The organism is Rhodococcus sp. 4CII (genome assembly GCF_014256275.1).
Lineage (GTDB): Bacteria > Actinomycetota > Actinomycetes > Mycobacteriales > Mycobacteriaceae > Rhodococcus_F > Rhodococcus_F wratislaviensis_A.
Genome location: NZ_JACCFE010000002.1, coordinates 2,912,024 through 2,935,464, shown reverse-complemented (window position 1 = coordinate 2,935,464; position 23,441 = coordinate 2,912,024). Strand labels below are relative to the sequence as shown.

At 69.4% G+C, this 23,441-nt stretch carries 23 protein-coding genes; 8 read left to right on the top strand and 15 right to left on the bottom strand.

Annotation, left to right across the window (positions count from 1 at the left end):
- Positions 1 to 6 precede the first annotated feature (6 nt).
- From H0B43_RS14260 to uraD, 4 genes are read right to left on the bottom strand one after another with little or no spacing between them, the layout of a single operon-like run.
- Positions 7 to 2,709 carry a molybdopterin cofactor-binding domain-containing protein gene (locus H0B43_RS14260; protein ID WP_185727321.1) on the bottom strand — a complete coding sequence of 901 codons (2,703 nt, stop codon included), beginning with the start codon at positions 2,707 to 2,709 and terminating at the stop codon, positions 7 to 9.
- On the bottom strand, positions 2,706 to 3,515 hold the full coding sequence (locus H0B43_RS14255; protein WP_185727322.1) for a xanthine dehydrogenase family protein subunit M: 810 nt from the start codon (positions 3,513 to 3,515) through the stop codon (positions 2,706 to 2,708). The genes H0B43_RS14260 and H0B43_RS14255 overlap by 4 nt, the downstream gene beginning before the upstream one ends.
- Before the next feature lie 4 nt (positions 3,516 to 3,519).
- The gene (locus tag H0B43_RS14250; RefSeq protein WP_185727323.1) at positions 3,520 to 4,920 is read right to left on the bottom strand and encodes an 8-oxoguanine deaminase; all 1,401 of its coding nucleotides are present in this window, start codon (positions 4,918 to 4,920) and stop codon (positions 3,520 to 3,522) included.
- Positions 4,917 to 5,432 carry a 2-oxo-4-hydroxy-4-carboxy-5-ureidoimidazoline decarboxylase gene (gene uraD / locus H0B43_RS14245; RefSeq protein WP_185727324.1) on the bottom strand — a complete coding sequence of 172 codons (516 nt, stop codon included), beginning with the start codon at positions 5,430 to 5,432 and terminating at the stop codon, positions 4,917 to 4,919. Before uraD ends, H0B43_RS14250 begins: the two co-directional genes overlap by 4 nt.
- A gap of 108 nt (positions 5,433 to 5,540) precedes the next feature.
- On the opposite strand from uraD, the gene H0B43_RS14240 reads away from it, so the two are divergent.
- Positions 5,541 to 6,230 (top strand): GntR family transcriptional regulator, encoded by a 690-nt coding sequence (locus tag H0B43_RS14240; RefSeq protein WP_185727325.1) that lies wholly within the window; start codon positions 5,541 to 5,543, stop codon positions 6,228 to 6,230.
- Positions 6,231 to 6,417: 187 nt separating this feature from the next.
- Here the strand turns inward: H0B43_RS14240 and map are convergent, their stop codons facing one another.
- A complete protein-coding gene (map, locus tag H0B43_RS14235; RefSeq protein ID WP_185729960.1) occupies positions 6,418 to 7,188 on the bottom strand; it encodes a type I methionyl aminopeptidase in 771 nt (256 codons plus the stop codon).
- Between the two features lie 99 nt (positions 7,189 to 7,287).
- Here map and H0B43_RS14230 point away from each other — a divergent pair, with 99 nt between their 5' ends.
- Positions 7,288 to 7,554: a helix-turn-helix domain-containing protein gene (locus H0B43_RS14230; RefSeq protein WP_185727326.1), complete on the top strand. Its 267-nt coding sequence runs from the start codon at positions 7,288 to 7,290 to the stop codon at positions 7,552 to 7,554.
- Between the two features lie 80 nt (positions 7,555 to 7,634).
- Here the strand turns inward: H0B43_RS14230 and H0B43_RS14225 are convergent, their stop codons facing one another.
- The 8 genes from H0B43_RS14225 to H0B43_RS14190 all read right to left on the bottom strand — a co-directional run bounded on the left by H0B43_RS14225 (position 7,635) and on the right by H0B43_RS14190 (position 16,371).
- On the bottom strand, positions 7,635 to 8,990 hold the full coding sequence (locus H0B43_RS14225; RefSeq protein WP_185727327.1) for an MFS transporter: 1,356 nt from the start codon (positions 8,988 to 8,990) through the stop codon (positions 7,635 to 7,637).
- A 264-nt stretch (positions 8,991 to 9,254) separates the two neighbouring features.
- Complete coding sequence (locus H0B43_RS14220; RefSeq protein WP_185727328.1) at positions 9,255 to 9,983, bottom strand: aspartate/glutamate racemase family protein; 729 nt, start codon at positions 9,981 to 9,983, stop codon at positions 9,255 to 9,257.
- Between the two features lie 12 nt (positions 9,984 to 9,995).
- A complete protein-coding gene (locus tag H0B43_RS14215) occupies positions 9,996 to 11,534 on the bottom strand; it encodes an NCS1 family nucleobase:cation symporter-1 (RefSeq protein WP_185727329.1) in 1,539 nt (512 codons plus the stop codon).
- Between the two features lie 178 nt (positions 11,535 to 11,712).
- Positions 11,713 to 12,426, bottom strand: a complete 714-nt coding sequence (locus H0B43_RS14210) for a GntR family transcriptional regulator (RefSeq protein WP_185727330.1) — start codon at positions 12,424 to 12,426, stop codon at positions 11,713 to 11,715.
- Between the two features lie 10 nt (positions 12,427 to 12,436).
- Positions 12,437 to 13,369 carry an allantoinase PuuE gene (gene puuE / locus H0B43_RS14205; RefSeq protein WP_185727331.1) on the bottom strand — a complete coding sequence of 311 codons (933 nt, stop codon included), beginning with the start codon at positions 13,367 to 13,369 and terminating at the stop codon, positions 12,437 to 12,439.
- The gene (gene alc, locus H0B43_RS14200) at positions 13,366 to 14,361 is read right to left on the bottom strand and encodes an allantoicase (protein WP_185727332.1); all 996 of its coding nucleotides are present in this window, start codon (positions 14,359 to 14,361) and stop codon (positions 13,366 to 13,368) included. Before alc ends, puuE begins: the two co-directional genes overlap by 4 nt.
- Positions 14,362 to 14,450: 89 nt before the next feature.
- Entirely contained in the window at positions 14,451 to 15,698 is a 1,248-nt protein-coding gene (locus tag H0B43_RS14195; protein WP_185727333.1) for a DUF6986 family protein, read from the bottom strand.
- Between the two features lie 94 nt (positions 15,699 to 15,792).
- On the bottom strand, positions 15,793 to 16,371 hold the full coding sequence (locus H0B43_RS14190) for a TetR family transcriptional regulator (protein WP_185727334.1): 579 nt from the start codon (positions 16,369 to 16,371) through the stop codon (positions 15,793 to 15,795).
- Between the two features lie 78 nt (positions 16,372 to 16,449).
- Between H0B43_RS14190 and zapE the strand changes: the two genes are divergently transcribed.
- On the top strand, positions 16,450 to 17,370 hold the full coding sequence (zapE, locus tag H0B43_RS14185) for a cell division protein ZapE (protein WP_185729961.1): 921 nt from the start codon (positions 16,450 to 16,452) through the stop codon (positions 17,368 to 17,370).
- A gap of 48 nt (positions 17,371 to 17,418) precedes the next feature.
- Here zapE and H0B43_RS14180 read toward each other — a convergent pair whose 3' ends face one another.
- Positions 17,419 to 18,735, bottom strand: a complete 1,317-nt coding sequence (locus H0B43_RS14180) for a TrpB-like pyridoxal phosphate-dependent enzyme (RefSeq protein ID WP_185727335.1) — start codon at positions 18,733 to 18,735, stop codon at positions 17,419 to 17,421.
- Between the two features lie 115 nt (positions 18,736 to 18,850).
- Between H0B43_RS14180 and H0B43_RS14175 the strand changes: the two genes are divergently transcribed.
- From H0B43_RS14175 to H0B43_RS14155, 5 genes are read left to right on the top strand one after another with little or no spacing between them, the layout of a single operon-like run.
- Positions 18,851 to 19,825, top strand: coding sequence for a DUF4129 domain-containing protein (locus H0B43_RS14175; RefSeq protein WP_185727336.1), 975 nt, complete (start codon positions 18,851 to 18,853; stop codon positions 19,823 to 19,825).
- Positions 19,807 to 20,289, top strand: coding sequence for a hypothetical protein (locus tag H0B43_RS14170; protein ID WP_185727337.1), 483 nt, complete (start codon positions 19,807 to 19,809; stop codon positions 20,287 to 20,289). The genes H0B43_RS14175 and H0B43_RS14170 overlap by 19 nt, the downstream gene beginning before the upstream one ends.
- Positions 20,286 to 21,242, top strand: a complete 957-nt coding sequence (locus H0B43_RS14165; protein ID WP_185727338.1) for a MoxR family ATPase — start codon at positions 20,286 to 20,288, stop codon at positions 21,240 to 21,242. The genes H0B43_RS14170 and H0B43_RS14165 overlap by 4 nt, the downstream gene beginning before the upstream one ends.
- Positions 21,239 to 22,468 (top strand): DUF58 domain-containing protein, encoded by a 1,230-nt coding sequence (locus tag H0B43_RS14160; protein WP_185727339.1) that lies wholly within the window; start codon positions 21,239 to 21,241, stop codon positions 22,466 to 22,468. Before H0B43_RS14165 ends, H0B43_RS14160 begins: the two co-directional genes overlap by 4 nt.
- Positions 22,465 to 22,797: a hypothetical protein gene (locus tag H0B43_RS14155; RefSeq protein ID WP_185727340.1), complete on the top strand. Its 333-nt coding sequence runs from the start codon at positions 22,465 to 22,467 to the stop codon at positions 22,795 to 22,797. The genes H0B43_RS14160 and H0B43_RS14155 overlap by 4 nt, the downstream gene beginning before the upstream one ends.
- Here the strand turns inward: H0B43_RS14155 and H0B43_RS14150 are convergent.
- Positions 22,776 to 23,303, bottom strand: a complete 528-nt coding sequence (locus tag H0B43_RS14150) for an NlpC/P60 family protein (protein WP_312033755.1) — start codon at positions 23,301 to 23,303, stop codon at positions 22,776 to 22,778. The two genes, H0B43_RS14155 and H0B43_RS14150, sit on opposite strands and share 22 nt — an antisense overlap.
- Between the last annotated feature and the right edge of the window lie 138 nt (positions 23,304 to 23,441).

Below are 23,441 nucleotides of genomic sequence, written 5' to 3'. Positions count from 1 at the left end.
AAGTCCTCACGAGAGGGAGCGCCAGACGGCCGCCGGGGTCATCGGGAGACGCCGAAGCCGAGCGCCCGTGGCGTGGGCGATGGCGTTGGCCAGGGCAGGGGCGACCGGGTTGTACGGCGACTCGCTCATCGACTTGGCGCCGTGCGGGCCCAGTTCGTCGTAAGTGTCCGCGAAATAGACCTCGGTGTCCGGCACGTCCACGAGCTGCGGGATGTGATAGTTGCGCAGCTGCGGGTTGAGGACGGTCCCGGCACCGTCGAGCAGGATCTCCTCGTACAGCGCGGTGCCGATCGCCTGGGCGACACCACCCTCGACCTGACCGCGGCACTGCTGCGGGTTGAGGACTGTACCGGCATCCGCCGCCTGGATCGACTGCAGGATCCGGACCTCCCCGGTGACGGTGTCGACCGCCACCCGGAACGCGTGCACGTTGAACACCACCGAGCGGGGGGTGCCGTCGTGCCTGCCCTCGGCGCGGAGTGGTCCCTCGGGCACCAGCTTGTCCAGTTCGACGACCCGCCCGGCGACCTCGACCGCGTCGGGTGTCAGCGCGCAGTCGCTGTCCGGGTCGGCGCCCGCGATGCGGCGGGCGACCTCGAACAGCTGCTCCCGCAACCGGGTTCCCGCGATATGCACCGCCTTCCCCGCGACGACCGTGCCGGCCGAACCGAACGCGCCGGTGTCGTGCCCGGCGACGTCGGTGTCGGATTGCAGCACGGTGATCCGGTCGGCCGTGGTGCCCAGCGCCGACGCCGCGAGTTGAGCGTGCACGGTGGTGGTGCCGTTCCCGAACTCGGCGGTGCCCACCCGCAGTTCGTACCGGGCGCCCTCGACGAGGGTGCAGGACACGTCCGCGAAGTGGCCCCGCGGCGGAATGGTCGCGATCATCGACGCCGCCATGCCCTCACCGACCCGCCACTGCGATCCGTCCGGCGGATCGATGTCGTTGCCGCGGCGCAGTGCGGTCTCCGCGAGGTCGAGGCACTGGTCGAGTCCGTAACTGCCGTACGTGAGGTCGCCGTGCTCCACCTCGAAATCGACGAAGTCGTCACCCGGAACGACCACGTTGCGACGGCGCAGTTCGAACGGATCGATGCCGAGTTGCGTCGCCAGTTGATCGAGCGCCGACTCCACCGCGAAGATGACCTGGCCCAGCCCGTAGCCGCGGAACGCGCCGGACGGCAGATTGTTGGTGTAGACGGCCTGCGCGTCCACCCGCTTGTTCGGCGACCGGTACAGCGCAACGGATTCGCTGCAGCCGTGGAACATCACCCCCACCGAGTGATTGCCGTACGCGCCGGCGTCCGAGAGCACGTCGACGGCGAGCGCCGTCAGCAGTCCGTCGCCGTCGGCCCCGACCTTCACCGCGACCCGCATGGGATGCCGGCACGGGGCGATGGTGAACTGGTCGGACCGGGTGAACTCGTACTGCACCGGCCTGCCGGTGCGCAGCACGGCGAGGGCGACGAGGTCCTCGACCAGCATCTCCTGCTTGGCGCCGAAGCCGCCGCCGACGCGGGCGGTGAACACCCGGACCTGTGCGCGGTCGAGCGAGAAGAGGTGGGCGAGTTCGTCGCGGACGAGGAAGGGCACCTGGGTGCTGCTGCGGAGGGTGAGGCGCCCGTCGTCGAGCCAGCCGATGGCCGAGTGGGTTTCGAGATGCGTGTGCTGCACGCGCTGCGTCTGCCATGTGCCTTGCACCACCGCGCCCGTGGCCCGCGCCGCCGCGAGTCCGGCTGCGAGGTCGCCGACTTCGCCGTGCACCTCGGCCACCAGATTGCGCGCCGGATCGGCGATCCGGGAGTCGGGACCCTTGTCTCCGTGGAGTAGCGGCGCGCCGGGGCGCCGTGCCAGATCGGGGTCGAAGACCGGTTCGAGGATTTCGTACTCGACGTCGATCAGTTCCACTGCGCGACGGGCGATGTCGACGGAGTCGGCGACGACTGCCGCGACGCGCTGCCCCCGGAACCGGAGGTTCGTGTCGAACACGTAGGTGTCGTCGGGATCGTCGGTGCGGAACTCGTGACGCGCGGTGGAGAAGGCGACGTCGGGACTGTCGCGGTGGGTGAGCACCGCGTGGACGCCGGGCAGGCGCTCCGCCGCGGACGTGTCGAGTCGGGTGATGCGGGCGTGCGCGTGGGGGCTGCCGAGGATCTGGATGTGGCTCAGGCCCTCGACAGCCACGTCGAGCGTGTACGGCTCCGCGCCGCACACCACCCGAGTGGCGGCGGGCGCGGGAATCGAGCGGCCGAACGACGCACCGGCGCTGTCCGGTTCGGTGGTGCGTACCCCGCCGACGGCGTCGCGAATGGCGCGATAACCGGTGCAGCGGCACAGGTTTCCCTTCAGAGCGCGTGGCAGGTCGGCACGCCGGCCGTCGTCGAGTGCGGACGCCGTCACCACCATCCCCGGGGTGCAGAATCCACACTGGAATCCGGCTGCGCCGACGAACTGCTGCTGCACGGGATGTAGCCGATCGGGACTGCCGAGTCCGGCCGCGGTGGTCACCTCGCGGTTCTCGGCGCGGTGCGCCGGCACCACACACGAGTGCACCGGAGCGCCGTCGAGCAGCACGGAACAGGCTCCGCAGTCGCCGGCGTCGCAGCCCTTCTTGACGGCGAACCGTTGCTGCTCGCGGAGGAATGTACGCAGGCACTGTCCTGGCCGGGGTTCGGCATCCACCGTCTGCCCGTCGACCGTTACCTTCATTCCAGTTCCCTCCTGATCTCCTCGGCGAGAACTCCCGTGACGTGACGCCGCCAGTCCGCGGCGCCGTGTGCGTCGGTCAGGTAGTCGTCGGGGGAAATATGTTCCGACAGAGAACGACTCAATACGTCGGGGTCGGGAACCACGGGAAATCGCAGCACGAACGGGTGGACCGTGGACGCCGTGACAGTCAGCGCGAAACCATCCGCCGCGACGCGTCCGACGAGCAGGGCGCCGGAACGTCCGAGCGGCGAGTACGCGATCTTGCGCAGCGACGTGCGGCCCCGCAGGGCGGCGGCGGGCAGGTGAATGCTGCGAATGAGTTCACCGGGCGCGAGCGCCGTGCGACCCGCGCCGGTGACGAACCGGTCCACCGGAACTCGTCGTTCACCACCGTCGGCGGTCCAGATCAGGAGTTCGGCGTCGAGTGCGCAGCACAGTGTGATCATCGCGCCGGCGGGAAGGGCCAGCGCGAGGTTGCCGCCGATCGTCGCGGTGTGCCAGATCTTCCACGACGCGACCAGGGACTCGGCGCACGGCCGGAACAGGTCCGCCGCCGTCCACTCGTCGGGAAATGATGTGTTGCACAGGTTCTCGATGGTGCACGTCGCGGCGAGTTCGAGTTCGTCGTCGTGGACGGCTATCGCGGGCCAGTCGAGGGTGATCAGGTCCACCAGCCGGGTGACCGTCGGCTGCGGCTCGGAGTACAACCAGGTGCCCCCTGCCAGGAAGGCCGTTCCGGGTGCGGCGGCGGGCAGGTCGTCGCGGCTGCGCGGAGCCGAGATCTCGGTGACGAACGACAGATCCATGCTGTCACCCCGCCCGAAACACCAGGGCCCGGTGGGCCCGCTCGACCTCCGCGGCGACGCTCTCCTCGTTCACAGTGATCACTCTCCCACGCTCGACGACCGACCGCCCGTTCACCAGCAGCAACTCCAGCGGCGGAGTGACGCCGAGGACGAGCGCGGCGACCGGGTCGGTGATGCCGGAATGCGCGAGGGTGTCGACCCGCCACAGCGCGAGATCGGCGAGTTTGCCGGGCTCGAGGGAGCCGAGGTCGTCGTCGCGGCCGAGCACTCGGGCCCCGCCTCGCGTGGCGAGTGCGAGGGCGGTGCGCACCGTCATCTCGCGCGGACCGCCGCGGGCCCGGGCGAACAGCACGGCGTGCCGGGCCTCCTCGAGCATGTTGCACGCCTCGTTGCTCGCGGCGCCGTCGACACCGAGTCCCAACGGGACCCCGGCGGCGTGGAGGTCCGTGGCGCGGGCGATCCCCGCCCCGAGGCGGGCATTCGACGTGGGGCAGTGGGCGGCGCCGGTGCCGGTGCCGGCCATCGTGCCGATCGCGTCGTCGTCGAGGTGGACGGCGTGGGCATACCAGACGTCGGGGCCGACCCAGCCGAGTCGTTCCATGTACTGCAGTGGGGTGCAGCCGAACCTCTCGAGGCAGAAGTCCTGCTCGTCAAGGGTTTCCGCGAGATGGGTGTGCAGCCGCACCCCGGCGGAACGGGCGAGTGCCGCCGCCTCGGTCAACAGATCGCCGGTGACGGAGAACGGTGAGCAGGGCGCCACCGCGATCCTCAGCATCGCGTCGGGCGCCGGGTCGTGCCAGCGGTCGATGACGTCCTGGGTGCCCGTCAGGATGTCGTCGAGACGCTCCACCACCGAATCCGGTGGCAGCCCGCCCCGGCTGTGGCCGAGGTCCATCGACCCTCGGCTGGGGTGGAACCGTAACCCGACGGTCTGCGCGGCCTCGATCTCGGCACCGAAAACGTCGCCACCGTCGCGCGGCACGACGTAGTGGTGGTCCGTCGTGGTGGTGCACCCGTGCTTGGCCAGCCAGGCGAGTCCGCCGGTGGCCGCGGTCCGGACGGCGTCGGCGTCGATGCCCGCCCAGATCGGGTAGAGGGTGGTCAGCCAGCCGAACAGGGTGTCGTCGGCGGCGAGCCCGCGGGTGATCCACTGGTACAGGTGATGGTGGGTGTTCACCAGTCCGGGGGTGAGCAGGCAACCGCGACCGTCGACCACCCGGGCGCCGTCGACCACCGGTGCGGGTCCGGCGCCGACGTCGACGATGCGGTTGCCCCGCACCACAACGTAACCGTCGGGGTACTCGGTGCCCGCGTCGTCGACCGTGGCCACGTACGCACCGGAGACGACGACGGTGCCCGTGGCCTGGGTCCGGCCGTCCGCGATGTCACCGGCGGGATCGGTCATCGGAGTTGCCCGCTTTCGATCTCGTCGAGAAGGCGTTCGAGGCGGATCCGGTTGATGGCGGCCAGTTCGGACCGCAGGATGGTGCGTTCCGTCGCGGCGTCGTTGCCGAGACGCTCGTGCAGCACGTCGAGCAGTTCCTGCGCCGACCGACCGGACGCACACACCAGGTAGACGTGCCCGAATTTCTGCTCGTACGCCTCGTTACCGGCACGCAGTCGAGCGCGGACGTCGTCGTCGGCGGACGCGACCGCCGACTGTTCGCGCGCGGACGACGGGTTGTCGGCGCGGTCGCCGATCCTCGGATGGCCGGCCAGGGCCGCGTCGACCTCGGATTCGGTCAGGGCGGCCAGAACGTCTTCGGCGGCGCGGTACAGGGCGTCGGCGGACCGGAACGGCCGGGCGGCAGCCACCCGCCGAGCCCACACGGTCGACGAGCAGCACCGCACGAGCAGGTCGACGGCCTGGGCGTCGCTCAGTGCGTCGAACTCGATCAGGCCGGGCGGTGCGGTCATGAGGGCTCCTCGCTCGTGCGCCTTTTCGGTAGCTCTGGCTACCACTATGGCGCACGGGCGCGGAGCGCTACTGAGACTCGATTGACAGTTAATATGTGATCTGTGGTCATGACCAAGCGCGCCGAGCCGACACTGTTGACCGATCAGGTCTACTCGATGATTCATGAGGCAATCATGACCGGCGAGCTGCCGGCCGGAGCCCGCCTGCGGGTGCGCGATCTCGCCGAACAGGTGGGCACGAGCGTCATGCCGGTGCGCGAGGCGATCCGCCGGCTCGAGGAGGCCGGCCTGGCCGAACGCGTGCCGCACAAGGGAGCTGTGGTCAAGGGCCTGACCCTCGCCGAATTGGTGCATGTGTACGACGTACGCCGTCTGCTCGAAGTGGAGGCCGCCCGGCTGGGCGCCCAGCGGATCACTCGCGAGGACTGCGACCGAATGCAGACCGAATACGACCTGATGCGAGTCGCCGCCACCGAAGGGCGTGTGGTCGCCTACCTCGACCACGACGAGGCGCTGCTGTCGATCCTGTACACCGCTGCGGCGAATCCGGTTCTGCTGCAGTCGATCCGTAACCTGTGGAATCACTGTCGCGCATACAAGATCGTGGGTGCGCAGGGAAGCCTGAACGACCCGGCGGACGACTCGCTGTGGCGGTTCCAGGAGCGCCTCGTTGCGGCGGCCCGGGACCATTCGGGCGGATCGGCGGCCGCGGTCAACGACGAATCGCTCCTCAATGCGACCGACCGCATCAAGGCACTTCTGGCCTCCGAACAGGCTGCGTCGGCGAGCGCGGGGTAGGCGAACCCGCGCCGACCGCACCGCGAATCTGGCCGACCTCCAGGCCTCGGTGGGCTCCCTCCACTTCGCCGGTGACTACACCTCCGAGACCGCGGGCACTGACGGGGCGTACCCGGAGGCGGAACGAGTCGCCTCCCTGATCAGGGCGTCGGTCGCCGCATCGGACAACTGACCGGCCGCGCGTGCCTCATGCCGCGCGGCGCGTCAGGACGAGCGGTTCACCGTCGGTGATCGCGATCGTGTGTTCGCTGTGGGCGGTCCGCGATCCGTCGGCCGATCGGATGGTCCATCCGTCCGGGTCGTAGACGATTTTGTCGGTGCCCCGGGCGAACCAGGGCTCGAGCGCGAGGGTCAGGCCGGGCTTGAGCACCAGGCCCCGTCCGGCGCGTCCCTGGTTGGAGACGTGCGGGTCTTCGTGCATGGTTCGACCGAGACCGTGGCCGCCGAACTCGGTGTTGACCGGGTAGCCGTAGTCGGCTGCGACCGCGCCGATCGCCGCGGAGATGTCACCGAGACGACCACCTGGACGTGCGGCGGCGATCCCGGCGGCGAGGGCGCGTTCGGTGGCCTCGATCAGCCGCTCGTCGTCGGCTCGGGGTGTGCCGACGATCAGGCTGCGCGCCGAGTCGGCCACCCATCCGTCGATCGATACCGCGATGTCCATGCTCAGCAGGTCACCGTCGCGCAGAACGTAATCGTGCGGCAGGCCGTGGAGCACCGCATCGTTGACGGACAGGCAGATCACGTTGCGGAACGGGCCGCGGCCGAACGACGGCGAGTAGTCCCAGTAGCAGGACACCGCCCCACGCTCCTCGATCAACTGGCGGGCGCGGTGTTCGAGGTCGAGCAGATTCACCCCCGCCAGGGCGCGCGAGTGCAGGTCGTCGAGCAGTCCGGCGATGAAGGCGCCGGTGTTCCGCATCGCCTCGATCTCCTCTGGCGTCTTCAGTTCCAACACGCGTTTCACTCTCCACATCCTCGCCGACAAATCGGTATAGAAATACCAGACTAATGGAGAGTTCGGTATTTTCATACCGAGGGTGGGTATCCTTGTCGTATGGTCCGATCCCCATTGACGCCGCAGCAGCGTGCTGCCGGCAAGCGACTCGGCGCTTATCTCCGGCAGGCGCGAGGCGACCGCAAGCCCGCCGAAGTGGCGCACGCCGCGTCGATCTCGCCCGAGACCCTGCGCAAGATCGAGACGGGGCGCCTGGCGACCCCTGCCTTCACGACGGTCGCCGCGCTCGCGGCCGTGCTGGAGATTCCGCTGGACGATCTCGCCCGCATCTGCCTTCCCGACATGGACCTGCAGGAAACCGGGTAGTAGACCTCGTCGACACATACAGCAGTGGTGGGGTTGCACCCGTTCTGGGTGCAACCCCACCACTGGTTGGTCGAGGCAGCCTAGGAGGCGGAGGGGATCGGCTGGGTTGAGCGGGTGGGGGTCAGGGCGGCGCTCTCGGTGAGCGACATTCCGCGGGTCTCGGGTGCCATGAACTGCGACAGGACGGCGCCGATCAGGGTGATCGCTGCCGCGATCAGCATCGTGGGGCCGATGCCGATACCGCTGAGTGACAGCGGGACCAGGAAGGTTCCGACCGCTGCTCCGATGCGGCTGAGCGAGGACGCCATACCGACCGCGGAGCCACGGACCTCGGTGGGGAACAGCTCGTTCGGGTACACCCACTGCAGGATCTGGCTACCGCCGATGACGATGGCGTAGACGGCGAACAGTGCCATGATGATCATGCTCGGAGCCTCGGGGAAGAGTCCGAGGGCCAGCAGGGCGAGTCCGGACCACAGGAAGCTGTGAATGAGCAGGGGTCGCCGGCCCATTCGGTTCACCAGCAGCAGGGCGACGACGCAGCCGGCCAGGAACAGGATCGTGATGAACGCCGACCCGAAGTGCGCGGCGTCGCCTTCGAGCTCGAGCGCGCCGAGAATGGCCGGTGCGAATGCGTAGACCGCGAACAGCGGGACGATCGAGCACGTCCAGAACAGGGTGATGAACGCCATCCGCTTGCCGTATCCGGAGCGGAGGAGATCCTTGACGCTGACGTTCGCGTCTTCTTCCTGGGGCAGGTCCGCGATGCTCACGTGGGGGCCGTAGACCTTGCGCATCACCTCGTTCGCCTCCTCGAGTCGTCCCTTGCCGGCGAGCCAGCGGGGCGACTCGGGTGTGCCGACGCGGGCCAGGACGATGATGATCGCGGGCGCTGCGGCGCTGGCCAGCATCCACCGCCATGCGTCGTCGTGGCCGGTGCGTGCCAGGAATTCGCCGACGACGTAGGCGGCGGCAGCGCCGACGAACCACATGGCGACGAACGCGCCGAGGAACGGCCCTCGATACTTGCGTGGTGTGAACTCGGTCAGCAGCGATGTGGCGATCGGGTAGTCCGCGCCCACGGCCATGCCGATCAACAGACGCAGGATGATCAACCAGACCACGTCCTGGACGAAGAACTGCGCCACCGAGAACACGATGATGGCGATCAGGTCCAGGGTGAACAGGATTTCACGACCGAACTTGTCGGTCAGCCATCCGCCGGCGTAGGCACCGAGGAGAATGCCGATCAGGGACGACGCACCGACCAACCCCTGCTCGACGGACGACAGGCTCCACTGATCTGCGAACTGCACCATCGCGACACCGATGATCGACAGAACGTAGCCGTCGAGGAACGGCCCTCCCGACGAGAACACCGCCAGCTTTTTGTGAAATCTGGACAGCGGTGCGTCGTCCAATGGATTGGTCGTCATGTCGAGGCTCCTCTTCGACGATAATGCGAATTTCGTTGCGGCGAAATGCATGTCGAGCCAGTCGGTTCGTGGCTCGATCGTTCCGCAGCGTCGCGGACCGATTCTGGATGTACCTGGGGACAGAGGCGGGTGCGGACACGAGGATCGAAGATGTCGATCGGTGCGGCCGCTGCTCTGTGATGTAACTCTCTTCAGAGTAATTTGTGATCACAGATCACGCAAGAGGTGACGCGGCATTCCCCGGTTTTCCGCTGTAGCGGTGGTTCAGCGACCGAAGCCGTCGAGCAGTCCGGTGTACGCCTTGGGGAGGGGCGGCGCGAACTCGCCGCGCGCACCGGTCCGGAGGCCGAGAGTCACGAGGGACTGCACCATGAGGGTGGCCGCGGCCACGCCGTCGACCACGGGCACCCCGAGGTCGGCCGAGAGGACGGCGCACAGGTCGGCCATGCCGGCGCAGCCCAGCACGATCGCGTCCGAACCGTCCTCGGTGACGGCGGCGCGGCACGCCTCCGTGATCACCTTCACGGCATCAGGATCGCTGTCGAGGTCGAGGACGGCGATCTCGCACGCATGGACGCCGAGGCAGAAGCGTTGCATTCCGTACCGTTCGGCGAGTTCCCACGCCCGGCCCCGGGTGCGCCCCAGCGTCGTGACGACGCTGAACCCGCGGCCGAGGAAGCTCGCGGCGTGCATGGCCGCCTCGGCGATTCCGAGCACGGGACCGGACGCCAGTTCGCGGGCCGCGTCGAGGCCCGGGTCGCCGAAGCATGCGATCACGTACCCGTCCACCCCGGCCTCCTCGCCGCGCGCGATCTCGTCGAGAAGTCCGGGGACACTGAGTGCTTCGTCGTAGTGACTCTCGATCGAGGCGGGACCCATCTTCGGGCTCACCGCCTCGACGAGCGTCCCGGGGCCCGCGACGGACCGGGCGCAGTCGCCGATCTTGTCGGTCATCGACTGCGTGGTGTTGGGATTGACGACCTTGATGAGCACGTGAGGTCGAACCTAGGCGTCGATCGTGGCCGTGCGATGCGCTCGCCGGGCACCGGCGGACAGGAGCAGGTAGCAGGCGAAGCCGACGCCCATTCCCAGGAACCACGAATACTGGGCGGCGCCCGCCATGCCCCACACGTCGAGTCCGAACGGCTGGGCCTTCAGGACCACGGGAACGACGGCCACCAGCGCTCCGACGACGGTCGAGATGATCGCGGCCGGGTTGTAACCCTTCTTGTACCAGTATGTTCCGCCTTCGGACATGGTGAACATGTCGTCCACGATCACCTGCTGCCTGCGCACCAGGTAGTAGTCCGCGATGAGGATTCCGAACAGCGGCCCGATGAACGCGCCCAGCGTCTCGAGCGTGTAGTGGATCACCTCGGGATTGTTGTACAGGTTCCACGGCGTGATCAGGACGGACCCGACCGCGGCGATCATCCCGCCCGTCCGCCAGCTGATCCGCTGCGGGCTGACGTGCGAGAAGTCGAATGCAGGGGAGACGAAGTTGGCGACGATGTTGATACCGATGGTGGCGACGATGAAGGTGAGGAGACCGAGGACGACGGCGAACAGGTTGTCCATTTGCGCGACCGTCTCGACCGGATCGGTGATCAGGCGCCCGTACACGGGCAGGGTGGCGGAGGCGGTGACGACGGTGAGGATGGAGAAGAACAGGAAGTTGACCGGGAGGCCGAGGAAGTTGCCGCGCTTGACCGCGTCGAACGTCTTGCCGTACCGGGAGAAGTCGCCGAAGTTGAGCATCGGGCCCGAGAAGTACGACACGACAAGGGCGATCGCACCCAGCACGACGGGCGCGGCCGACCACCCGGTGTAGTTCACCTCGCCGAGGTTCAGGCTGATGTTCGACCACCCGGCCTCGCTGATCAGATAGATCGCGAGCATCATCATCACCACGTACACCGCGGGGCCGCAGAAGTCGATGAACTTGCGGATGCTCTCCATGCCGCGCCAGAAGACCAGCGCCTGCAGCACCCACATCGTCATGAATCCGGCCCAGCCGAGGGCCGACAGTCCGAGGAAACCGTGTTCGTGCACGTCCGCCCACGGCGCCAGGCCCGGCCAGATCTTCAGTCCGAGGATCACGAATGCGTGCGACGCCAGATAGGTCTGGATTCCGTACCATGCCACCGCGATGAGTCCCCGGATGACGGCCGGCACGTTTGCGCCGAGAACGCCGAAAGCGCTGCGGCACATGACCGGATAGGGAACGCCGGTGACCTGACTGGGTTTGGCCACCAGGTTCGCGAACACGTTGACGATCGCGATGCCGACCACCAGGGCGATGAGGACCTGCCAGCTCGTCAGGCCGAGCGCGAACAGGCTGCCTGCGGTGACGTACCCGCCGACGCTGTGTACGTCGGACATCCAGAACGCGAAGATGTTGTACGACGACCACGACTGCGTCTTCAGCGGCGCGAGATCGTCGTTGGTCAGCCGCGGGTGGTAGCCGGGCTTGATCAGCCCCGCGCCGGCCAGGTGTGCGCCGGGGATGGTGTCCCCTTCGGAGGAGGACGCTGTTCGTGTCATCGTTTTGCTCCCTGGTGCAGTCCGCAGATGACTGCCTCGATGTAAGGGTGCCTCGGTGAAAAGCACACCACCGAAGCGTTGGGAGCAAAAGTAGTTTTCGGATATTTCCTGGCTGTGACGGCGAAGATATATTCTCACGGGCGCCCGTTCGGGCCGAGAATATATCTTGCCGGACGGCCTACCCGGGCGTGTCCCGGAAGATTCCGGTGTCGGTGGGGAGTGCGGCGATCACCGTGTCGAGTTGTTCGTTGTGCCGATCGGTGGCCGCCTTCAGCGCCGCGGCGTCCCGGGCGAGGAACGCCGCGAGCATGTCGCGATGCCCGAGGTGGAGTCGCAGCCGTTCCGGCGTTCCCACCTGCGACATCGGCTGCACGGGTTCGGTGATGTTCCACGCCGCCTCGAACATGTGCAGAAGCCGCTGCATCCGGCACGGCGACGCCAGGGCGAGGTGGAAGTTGCGGCTCTCCCGGTGGTACGCCGTCAGGTCGTCCTCGAGCACCGATCGGTCCAGCGCCTCGTATGCCTCCCTGGCCCTCGTGTCGTCCGCCTGGTCGGCGAGGGTGATCGCCACGGAATGCGCCGCCGACTCGAGGACGCCCCGCACCAGGTAGAGCTCCTCGAGTTCGTCGACGGTGAGCCGGGCGACCGTGTACCCGGCGTTGGCCCGGTGATCGACCAGGCCCTCGCCGATCAGCGTCTTGAGCGACTCCCGGATCGGGATCCGGCTGACCCCGAAATGCTCGGCCACCTCGTCGACCGGGATCGGGGTGCCCGGCGGGGCGCCGCCGCTGAGGATCACCCGGCGAAGCTCCTCGAGGATCACGGTCTGAGAGCTGCCGGGATCCCGGTTGGCCAGGTTCGTGACCAGCATCGACGGCCTTCGAGGGGGCATCGGTGCGTCCTCAGGCGGGGTGGACGTCGCGCCAGTGGCGGGCGATCTCGATACGCCGGGCCACCCAGACGCCGTCGTGCGATTGCACGTGGTCGAGGAAACGCTCGAGTGCCGCGGTGCGGGCCGGCCTGCCGACGATGCGGCAGTGCAGACCCACCGACAGCATCTTCGGGGCGCCGGCCGTTCCCTCCGCGTACAGGACGTCGAACGCATCCCGCAGGTGCGCGAAGAACTGCTCACCGCTCGGGAAACCGCCGGGCGACGCGAACCGCATGTCGTTGGTGTCGAGGGTGTACGGCACCACCAGGTGGTCGACGAGGCCCTTCCCCGGCGCGTCGACCTCCACCCAGTAGGGCAGGTCGTCGGCGTACGAATCGGAGTCGTACTCGAAACCGCCGTGCTCGACCACCAGTTGCCGGGTGACCGGGGAGTCGCGGCCGGTGTACCAGCCCAGCGGTGCCTCGCCGGTGAGGTCCCGCAGGATCTCGACCGCCTCGGCCAGGTCTCGGCGCTCGGCGTCCTCGTCGGAGAGCTGGTACGACTTCCACCACAGGCCGTGGCAGGCGATTTCGTGACCGAGTTCGCGAAAGGCGCTGACCGCCTCGGGGTTCCGCTGCATCGCCTTGGCCACCGCGAAGATCGTGAGCGGCAGCCCTCGTCGCTCGAACGTCCGGAGCACGCGCCACAGCCCGGCGCGGGAACCGTATTCGTAGATCGATTCCATGCTCATGTGCCGGTTCGGGAAGGGCTGGGCCCCGACCATCTCGGACAGGAACGTCTCCGAGGCCTGGTCACCGTGGAGAACGTTGTTCTCGGCGCCCTCCTCGTAGTTGAGGACGAACTGGACGGCGATCTTCGCCCCGCCCGGCCACTGCGGATCCGGCGGGTGCTGCCCGTAACCGACCAGGTCACGGGGATAACTGGAGTCGAAACCGTGGGTCATGCCGTCAACCCTGCCCGACCCGCGTCGGTCAGGGAACCCCACAACCGCAACCGCGCCATGCCGCCGTCCGGGAAGATGTCGAGCCGGGCCTCCGTGACCGGCCGGCCACCGTCGACGACGAATCGGTGTCGCGTGTCGGGCTGCAGACGCGTCCGGGGGAGCAATTCCGTCCACTCGCCGTCGCCGTCGCGACCGAGGAGGCTTGCCTCACCAGGGGCGTTGCCCAGGAAGTAGGACGTGTCGAGTTCGGCCAGCGACACCGTGCCCTGCGCGGCGAGCCGGATCTCGACCCAGTCATTGCCGTCGTCGCGGCGGCGGGACGTCTCCCAGCCGTCGCCCATCACGCGGGCGAGACCGGGCAGGAGCATGTTCTGCGGCGACCCGTAGAACATGTTGGAGCAGGACGTGACTCGGGCGCCGTTCTCGAGAGCCGCGAGATCGACCGGGCCCGCGTCGAGGAAGCGGGGGTCGGGGCGGCCCTCGCCGTGCACCCGCAGGCGCGCGACACCGCCGTCCGGGTGCATCGTGAGTTTCACGTGCGTCCATCGGCGGTCGGAGTCGACGGCGAACGGATTCTCGGTGTCGCCCTCGACGGGGCTGCGCTCGACGATCGTGGTCCAGTCGGCGTCGACCAGTTCCTCGGCGGACGGGTAACCCTCGACGGAGGCCGCCTCCACGGAGACCTCCGGCGGGTAGTTGCCCTTGAACCACGCCGTGTCGACCACGACGCCGCGCACAACACCCGGAACACCGAGCCGGACGATCGCCTCGTCGGTTCCGGACACCCGGCGACGGCGGGTCTCCCACCCGTCGTACACCTGACCCTTGTGGCCGAACGTGGCCGGCTGGTATACGGCGGCGGTCGGGCGGATGAGGTTCTCACGCTCGGCGAACAACTCGTCGTTGGCCCAGACGACGGCGCCGCCGAGGGTGCGGACGGCCAGGTCCGGGAGACTGCGGAAATCGGGTGTGGTCGGGGTGTTCGGGGACACGATGTTCGGCTACCTCCTGATCGGGCGTGGGGCAAGTGTAGGGGAGTTCGAGGCGTGCAGCGCCGACCTCGAGCCGGGGCCCGCGGCGCTCAGGGCTCCGGAACCACGGTGCGCGAGAGCACGTCGCGGAGCGTGCCTGCGTCGCAACTCGGCGCCTGGGCGAGGACCGCCGCCTCGTCGAACGCCCCGCACGCCAGGCCGCGCAGGACCACCGTCGCGAGCGCCTGGGCGGTGGCCGGTTCGTCCATCACCCCGCCGCCCTGGCGGTCGAGGTAGGCCTGCAACCGGGTGGCGGCGGCTGGCAGCGCGTCGCGGTAGAAGTCGAACGTCGCGAGCCAGCGGGTGATCAGGTGCCCCGGATGCATGTCCCATCCCTGGTAGTACCCGCGTTCGAGCGACCGGGTGACGAGCCGGTAGTGCCGGGCGAGTGCGGCGCGGATCTCGTCATCGGTGCCCACAGGGACCACCTGGGTGGACCCGTCGCACACCCAGACCCCGGTCTGCGCCGCCGCCACCAGCATCACGGACTTCGCGTGGTCGGCGACCGGGTGCTCGAGCGACTGGAATCGCGACGCGATCCCGCAAGCCGCGCTGTAGTCGTAAGTGCCGTAGTGCAATCCGGTGCACCGGCCGTCGGCGAGGTGGATGGCCTTCGCGACGGTCACGCTGCCGTCCGGGCCGAGCACGGCCTGCGGGCTCTCGATCTGCAACTCGAAGAGCAGCGAGCGGTCGGGGAGACCGTACGCGCGCTCGAGTTCCTCACACAACGCGACGACAGCGGTGACCTGTTGGGCAGCACGCAGTTTCGGGACGGTGAACACGAAGCCGTCGGGAACGCCGCCCGCACCTTCGAGTACGAGTTCGAGGGTCCGGATCCCGCGACGGCGCTCGTGCGGGGCCAGGCCCTTGGCCCGGATCCCCAGCGACCGCGGCCCGGACGGGTCGGCCGAGAGCGTTCGCAGCGTGCGCCCCGCCGCCAGCGCGGTGGCGTCCTCCACGTCGTCGCTCCGCCAGCCGAAGCCGTCCTCGAAGTCGATCCGCAGATCCATGATCGGACGGTGTTCGAGCATCGCGCGGACGTCGGGAAGCGCACCGGTCGTGCCGATTTCGGTCAGCGCATCGATGTTCCTGTCCAGCAGTTCGACAGCCCGATCACCCCACATCCTCGGGGTGCCCGGTCCCGCGTCCGCCGCACTCACGTAGACGGTGTGAATGGGCTGCGGTCGCTGCCGATCGCCCGGAAACGCATCCGCGAGGTCGGTGTCGACGGGGTCGAGGAGCTCGTCGACGCGGTCGAAACTGCTGTCGGGGAGACGGCTGAGGTACTGGGGGTTCACGTCACGATCTTGGCAGAAACGGGGGATTCTCGTCGTCCACCCGCTCGCCCGATGTCACCTCGGTCTCGTCCGGTGGCACCGCGGTGACATTTGCTCAGGCCGTCGCGCCGCGCAGATACGACTCGACGGCACGGGCCAGCTGCCGCACGCTGCGTTCGGTGCCGGGTTCGAGACCGTCGAGCGATCGGGCGCCCATGAAACGGTCGAAGACCAGGCCCTCGACGACGCTGACGAAGTCGGCGCCCGCATCGTCGGGGTCGGCGACACCGAGGGCCTCGAACAGCGCGGTGGCGCGGCCGCGGGAGAACAGGCACGTCGCGAGCCGCGCGTGCAGTTCGGTGTCGCCGGACAGTTCGACGGTGAGGGCGTGCCGCGCGACGAGGTCGTCGCGGCGGGTGTGCAGCAACCGGTCGAGGGACCGGGCCACGTCCTCGGCCAGCGACGACAGATCGAGCGGCGGCGGTGCGGTGTTCTCGAATTCCTGTCGCGAGCGGTCGGTGAGCCGGCGTACCGCGGATTCGACGAGGGCACGCCGGGTGCGGAAGTAGTACGACGTGGAACCGCCGGGCAGGCCGAGGCGGCGGTCGACGGCCCGGTGCGTCAGGGCACGCATGCCGTCGCGCGCGATGATCGTGATCGCCGCGTCGGCTATCTGCTCACGCCGTTCGGGCACGGTGTCTCCCTCCTCACATCGGCTTGTCGCCCGCGACTCTACATTCGTAGTGTCTCCTCTGTGGATGTAGAGGTGCTGTTGGACGACGCACAGCGTGCGGCCGCGGCGGTCCTGCGCGAGACCGCCGACGGTCTGGGGGGAGACATGTCCGCGGTCCGCGGCGTCTACCTGTGGGGGCCGGTCGGGCGAGGCAAGACCTGGTTGATGGACGGCTTCTTCCGTTCGGCGCCGGGGCCGAAGCGGCGGGTGCACTTCCACGACTTCTTCCGGGGACTCCATGCCGACGCGCACCATCTGGGGTCGATCGACCTGGCCGTCGACGCGGCGCTCGGCGACGTCCGGTTGCTGTGCTTCGACGAATTCCACCTCCACGACGTCGGCGACGCGATGCTCGTGGCGCGACTGCTGAAGGCGCTGTTCGCCCGTGGGATCACGCTGGTGGTCACGTCGAACTATCCCCCCGGCGGCCTGCTGCCCAACCCGCTGTTCCATCACCTGTTCGCGCCGACGATCGCCGTGCTGGAACAGCATCTGACGGTGGTGCGCGTCGCGGGGCCGGTCGACTATCGAACCGTGACCTCGGCCGAGGGCGGGTTCGGGCTCGGCCGGTTCGTCCGCGCCGCCGAGACAACCGAGTGTCCGGACCTCCGCGAGCGTGTCGTGCTGCCTGTCGGCACCCGCACCGTGACGGCCGCGGCGGTACGGGACCGGACCGTGTGGTTCGACTTCCCGGCCCTGTGCGGCACCCCGACCGCGCCCGCCGATTACCTCGACCTCTCGGCCCGGTTCCCGTGCTGGGTGATCACCGGTGTGCCGCGACTGCGGGAGGTCGGCGCGGAGACCGTGCGTCGGTTCGCGAACGTGGTCGACGTGCTGTACGACCAGGAGACATCGCTGACCGTCGTGGCGGACGTGCCGTGGGAAGACCTGTGCGCCGGACTGGGGGACACACTCGACGTCGACCGCCTGGTGAGCCGGTTGTCGACGCTGCGCCGATAACCGTCGCCGGGGCGGACCCGGGGGTCTGCCCCGGCGACGGGGAATCGATCAGACGTACCGGCTGTACGCGGGCAGGTCCAACTGGCCGTTGCCGGACAGTCCGATGACCACGACCTCCGGTTCGGTGACCGTGCGTGCATGCGCGATGGCCGCGGCCACACCGTGAGTGGATTCCGGTGCGGGGATGATGCCTTCGGCGCGGGCGAAGAGCAGGCCGGCGCCGAGTGCGTCGTCCTGTTCGATCGCCGTTGCCTCCATCAGACCGAGGGCTACGGCGTGCGAGACCATCGGCGACATGCCGTGGTACCGCAGGCCACCCGCGTGGATCGCGGGCGGGACGAAGTCGTTGCCGAGCGTGTACATCTTCAGGAGCGGGGTCAGGCCCGCGACGTCGCCGAAGTCGTAGCGGTACTCGCCCTGCGTGAGGGACGGGCAGGCCGCCGGCTCGCAGGCGACGAGTCGCGTGGTGGTGCCCTCGCGCAGGTTGCGGCCGAGGAACGGGAAGGTCAGGCCCGCGAGATTGGAACCGCCACCGGCGCAACCGAACACCGTGTGTGCCACCGGCTCGCCGGCGTCCTCCAGTTGCGCCATGGCCTCCTGGCCGATCACGGTCTGATGGAGCATGACGTGGTTGAGGACGCTGCCCAGCGAGTAGTGGGCGCGGGGGTCGCCCGCGGCCACCTCGACGGCCTCGCTGATCGCCATACCCAGCGACCCCGTGGTGTCGGGGTGCTCGGCGAGCATCGCCCGACCGGCCTCGGTGAGGTCGGACGGCGACGGATGGCAGATGCCGCCGTAGGCCTCCATCTGGAGACGGCGGTAGGGCTTCGCGTCGAAGGAGGCCCGCACCTGCCACACCTCCACCTCGAGACCGAGCAGTGCGCCGGCGAACGACAGCGACGCGCCCCACTGGCCTGCACCGGTCTCGGTGGTGAGCTTGGTGGTGCCCTCGAGGGCGTTGTAGTACGCCTGCGCCACAGCCGTATTCGGCTTGTGCGAGCCGACGGGACTCACGCCCTCGTACTTGTAGTAGATCCGCGCTGGCGTACCGAGCACCCGCTCCAGCCGGTGCGCGCGCACCAGCGGCGACGGACGCCACATCCCGTAGATCTCCCGGACCGTGTCCGGGATCTCGATGTAGCGGTCGGTGGCCACTTCCTGCTCGATGAGGCTCGCGGGAAATAGCGGAGCCAGATCCTCCGGGCCCAGCGGCTCCCGGGTTCCGGGATGCAGATGCGGCGGAACGGGTTCCGGAAGATCCGCCGCCAGGTTGTACCAATGCGTGGGTACGGCCGACGGAACCGCAACCCCCAGAGGTTCCAGTGATCGAGACAATTCGGCTCCGGTAACCGGGGAGGTGGTCAAGTAGCTCTCCTTCGTGGATGGATACGTCCGGAACATGCTGCGCCGTCCGCCGCCGTGAACGGGTGATTTTCCCCGCCCCCGCGTGTCACGATGGAGGGGCAACTCGGGAGTGAGGATGCCGGACCGTCGGGTGAGAAGCAGGGTCGTCCACACGGTCGCCCTGCTGGCGGCCGTCGTGGCGGTCACGTTTGCGGCGAGGGTGGTCCCCGCGCCAGACACGCCCGCGACACCGACGGAGCCGGGCGCGGGGGCGACGCGCGCCTTGGTCGTCCTCTCGGCGGTCGCCGTCGTCGTCGCGGCGGTGGCGCTGGCGTCGGCCGTCCGTGGCGGTCGGCCCCGGGTCGCCCCCGAACCGCCGTCGCTGGGTCCCACCGGTAGCACCGGAGCGTCGGTGTCGCGCCGTCACCTGGTCGGGTGGGCGGCGTTCGCCGCACTCCTGGTGGCGACGGTGCTCGTCGCCGGATCGATCGGTGGCGGCAACTCACCGGACCGCCCGCCGTCCCAGGCGAGCCCGGCCACCGACGACGGCGCCGCTCGATCCGGCGACACCGCGCCCGCGGAGACGAGTCCGCCGCTCGGCGAGGTCGCCGCGACGCGAGAGGACCTCACGGAATTGTGGACCGCGGTAGCGATTGCCGGACCGATACTGGTGACGCTGCTGATCCTCGGCGCCGCGGCGCGACGCCCTCTCCGGGTCCGGGCCGGTGCGTGGACGGCGGCTCGTCCCGCCGACGGCGCGGGCACCTCGCAGACCTTGGCCCGTGCGGCGGAGGAGGGCCTCGCCGTGGTCGTCGCCCCGAATCTGCCGCCGCGCGAGGCCATCATCGCCAGCTACGCCGCGATGGAAGATGCGCTGCGCGGGGCGCCGGGCGCCGAGCCCCGCGACTCGGACACGCCGTCCGAAGTGCTGGCCCGCGCAGTACAACTCGGTGTCCTGCGCTTCGAGGCCGCGGCGCCGCTTGTGCGGCTGTTCTCAGAGGCGAGGTTCAGCCTGCATCCCATGGACGAACGACATCGCGACGAGGCGGCGGATCTGCTCAGGCGGGTGCGGGGCGATCTCGGGAGCGACACGTGTTCGCCGTCGCAGTAGTCGGGGTGGGGGCGGTGCTGGCCGTGGAGGTCCCGCTGGTGGCGGCGGGTCGGTACAGCGCGGCCGTCCTGGTCGCTGGTGTGGTGACGGCACTGGTGCTCTTCGAGATTCGACGGCGTCTCGCACCCGAGGAACCGGGCGATCTCCCGTCGGGCGCGGCGGCGGAGCGGGCCGAGGCGATGGCCCGGTGGGTGGCGCGAACCGAGACGCTGATCAGCTGGGCCGACGGCACCCGCGGCGACTGGGACCACCATCTGCGCCCGCTCCTCGCGCGTGAATTCCAGCAGTCGACCGGACAGCGGCAGGGGCGGGACCCGGCCGATGTCACGGCGGCGGGCGAGGTGTTCTTCGGCGACCTGTGGCAGTGGGTCGATCCCGACGGGATACAGCGCACCGATCGGACCGCACCCGGTCCGGGCCGGGACGTGCTCGACCGGATCCTGCGACGACTGGAGTTGCTGTGACGATGCCCGCCGAGGTCACCACCGCGCGCGCCCACGCGGTGCTGACCGAGGTCGAACGGGCGGTGGTCGGCAAGCACGACGAACTCACGTCGATCCTGCTCGCGGTGCTGGCGGGCGGGCACGTGCTCATCGAGGACCTACCCGGGCTCGGAAAGACCTTGGTGGCAAGGTCTTTCGCTGCCGCGCTCGGGCTCGACATCACCCGAGTCCAGTTCACCCCCGACCTGCTGCCCGCCGACCTGCTCGGCGCCACCATCTACGACATGCCGTCCGGCCGCTTCGAGTTTCGTCCGGGTCCGATCTTCACCAATCTGCTGCTCGCCGACGAGATCAACCGCACCCCGCCCAAGACCCAGGCAGCGCTGCTCGAGGCGATGGCCGAGGGACAGGTCAGCGTCGACGGCACCACCCGGACGTTGCCGCGCCCGTTCGTGGTGCTCGCCACCGACAACCCCATCGAGTACGAGGGCACATACCCGTTACCCGAGGCGCAGCTCGATCGGTTCGCGCTCCGACTGCGACTCGGGTATCTCACCGAGGACGATGAGCACGAGATGCTGCGTCGACGGCTCGATCGCGGATCGGCGCCCGTGGAGATCCAGCAGGTGGTCGACGCCGCCGATCTCCTCGCGATGCGCGAATCGCTCGAGCAGGTCAGCGTCCACCGCGACGTACTCGGGTACGTCGTCGCGCTGGCGAACGCCACCCGCCATCACCCGCAGGTCGAGGTCGGGGCGAGCCCCCGCGCGGAACTCGACCTCGTCCAGCTGGCGCGGGCCCGGGCCCTTCTCTCCGGCCGCGACTTCGTCATTCCCGAGGACATCAAGGCGCTGGCCGTTCCCGCTGTCGCGCACCGCATCAGCCTGCGCCCGGAGATGTGGGTGCGCCGTATCCGGAGTGACGACGTCCTCGCGGAACTACTGCGCCGCCTCCCGGCGCCGAGGGCGCGATGACGGAGCACGCGCTGGCCTGGCGGGCGTCGCCTGCCGCCCTCGCGCTGGCGACCTGCGCGGCCGTGGCACTGACCGCGGGGGTGGTGGGGCGCTGGTGGGAACTGGTGGTCTTCGCCGCTCCGATGCTCGGCGCGCTCGGTGCGGTGACGTGGCTGCCGCGACCGGCGACCCGTGTGCGGGTCGAGACGCCGGAGGGCGCGCTGCGGTGTTTCGAATCCGAGTCCGTGCGGTTGTCGGTGCAGGTGAGAGCGTGCGGCGGTGCGGCGGAACTCGCGGTGACACCGGCGGCGTCCGACAGCTACACGGTCGAGCAGGACGGCGACGGCGAATATCTGGTCTCGGCGCACCGGTGGGGGCGGTACGAACCCGCACTGACCGTCACGGCCCGTGCCGGCGGCGGCCTGTGGACGGCGACCGTGCGGGTGCCCGTCGCCGAGTTGCGGATCTTTCCGCTCGCGCCGCCGATGCAGACTCCGCTTCCGCACGCCCCGCTTCCGGACCGCATCGGAGCGCACCGCACCCGCCGATACGGTTCGGGGGTCGAGTTCGGCGACATCCGGCCGCACGCTCCCGGCGATCCGCTGCGCAGCGTCAACTGGCCGGTGAGTGCCCGGCGCGGCCGACTCCACGTGACCGAGCGGATCATGGACCGCGCCGCGGACGTCGTCGCGGTACTCGACACCACCCCGCAGGCGCCGGGGCCCGCGTCGGAGAGCCTGCACCGGACCGTCCGCGGGGCTACGCAGGTGGTGCAGTCGGCGTTGCAGCGCGGCGATCGCGCCGGGGTGGTCGCCAGCGGACTGCGGCTGCGGTGGCTCGGCGCCGACATCGGACGCAGGCAGTTCTACCGAATCCTCGACACCGTCCTCGACTCCGACTCCGACTCGGCCGCCTCCGAAGGCACGCTCGTGCCCCGGGTCGCCTTGCCGCCGAGGGCGGTGGTCATCGCGTTCTCCACCATGCTGGACACCAATTTTGCGCTGGCGCTGCTGGAATTGAGGCGACGCGGGCACGTCGTCGTCGCAGTCGACGTGCTCCGCGGCCCCCCGTTCGAGCACGAACTCGACCCGATGACCGCCCGGATGTGGCGGCTCGAACGCCGCAACATGTACCGGAACATGGGTGTTCTCGGGGTCCCGGTGGTGGCGTGGGAGGACGATTCCGCGCTGGACCTGGCGCTGGCTCTCGCCGATCGTGCCCGCCGGCCGTCGGGGGCGCTCCGATGAGAGGGGTGGCGGTGATCGCGGTGCAGGCGGCGCTGGTCGCGCTCGTCCTGGGCAACGCGTCCGCAGTCGGGGCGGCCGCCGCCGGTGTCGCGGCGACGGGCCTGCTGCTCGTCGCGTACACCGGTGTCGCACCGGGAATGCCGACGCTTCTGCTGGGCGCGGTCGTCGCCGGCGCGGCCGCGAGTCTGGCGGCGACACTCCCGGGCGGACCGGCATGGTCGTCGCTGCTCGTGCCGGGTGCTGTGGTGCTGCTGTTCGTGGTCGCGGTCTGGCCGTATGCGAGGCGCCCCGGGCCGTCGGCCGAACCTCAGAACCGGCGGATGCTGTAGATCTGGAACTGCGACAGCGGCGCCAGACCCACCGGAACGCCACGTCCGTACGCATTGAACACCTGGCCGAAGCCCGCGTAGATACCGATGTGCGACGCGTCCGGGTTGAGCACCACTATGTCGCCGGGGGCCAACGCCCACAGCGGAATGGGCGCGCCGACCTCGGCCTGCTCCCACGTGGTGCGGGGCAGATTCACCCCTGCCTGCCGGAACGCCCACTGCACCAGACCCGAACAGTCCCACGCGTCCGGACCCGTCCCACCCCACAGATAGGGCTTGCCCGTCTGGGTGACTGCCGCCGCGAGCGCGGCCAGCCCGGTCGGCGTGGGAATGGGCGTCGGGAGAACGGACGAACCCATCGAACTGCCGCCGGTGCTGCCGCTGTCGGAACTGCCGGCGACCGGTGCGGCGTTCGCCGGAAGCGCGACCAGTGCGGTCGCGCAGAACGCGAGAGCACCGGCAACGGCGGCACGCCGCACGGGACGGAGAAGCCTGCGCTGGGACACGACGTCCCCCCTTTGTTCGCTCCTGCTCGGGCGTTCTGCTACTGCTCCGAGAGCCGTGGAACCGCCCCGACCATCGGTTGACACGTCTCGATGAGGTCACGGAAAGCGTACAAAGTGTTGCGGCGTCGTGCCCGGCAA

What these genes read in the sequence shown, in the direction of transcription:
- H0B43_RS14260 (WP_185727321.1), bottom strand. Translation starts at nt 2,709, where the DNA reads ATGAAGGTAACGGTCGACGGGCAGACGGTGGATGCCGAACCCCGGCCA.
- H0B43_RS14255 (WP_185727322.1), bottom strand. Translation starts at nt 3,515, where the DNA reads ATGGATCTGTCGTTCGTCACCGAGATCTCGGCTCCGCGCAGCCGCGAC.
- H0B43_RS14250 (WP_185727323.1), bottom strand. Translation starts at nt 4,920, where the DNA reads ATGACCGATCCCGCCGGTGACATCGCGGACGGCCGGACCCAGGCCACG.
- uraD (WP_185727324.1), bottom strand. Translation starts at nt 5,432, where the DNA reads ATGACCGCACCGCCCGGCCTGATCGAGTTCGACGCACTGAGCGACGCC.
- H0B43_RS14240 (WP_185727325.1), top strand. Translation starts at nt 5,541, where the DNA reads ATGACCAAGCGCGCCGAGCCGACACTGTTGACCGATCAGGTCTACTCG.
- H0B43_RS14230 (WP_185727326.1), top strand. Translation starts at nt 7,288, where the DNA reads ATGGTCCGATCCCCATTGACGCCGCAGCAGCGTGCTGCCGGCAAGCGA.
- H0B43_RS14225 (WP_185727327.1), bottom strand. Translation starts at nt 8,990, where the DNA reads ATGACGACCAATCCATTGGACGACGCACCGCTGTCCAGATTTCACAAA.
- H0B43_RS14215 (WP_185727329.1), bottom strand. Translation starts at nt 11,534, where the DNA reads ATGACACGAACAGCGTCCTCCTCCGAAGGGGACACCATCCCCGGCGCA.
- H0B43_RS14210 (WP_185727330.1), bottom strand. Translation starts at nt 12,426, where the DNA reads ATGCCCCCTCGAAGGCCGTCGATGCTGGTCACGAACCTGGCCAACCGG.
- puuE (WP_185727331.1), bottom strand. Translation starts at nt 13,369, where the DNA reads ATGACCCACGGTTTCGACTCCAGTTATCCCCGTGACCTGGTCGGTTAC.
- H0B43_RS14175 (WP_185727336.1), top strand. Translation starts at nt 18,851, where the DNA reads ATGCCGGACCGTCGGGTGAGAAGCAGGGTCGTCCACACGGTCGCCCTG.
- H0B43_RS14160 (WP_185727339.1), top strand. Translation starts at nt 21,239, where the DNA reads ATGACGGAGCACGCGCTGGCCTGGCGGGCGTCGCCTGCCGCCCTCGCG.
- H0B43_RS14155 (WP_185727340.1), top strand. Translation starts at nt 22,465, where the DNA reads ATGAGAGGGGTGGCGGTGATCGCGGTGCAGGCGGCGCTGGTCGCGCTC.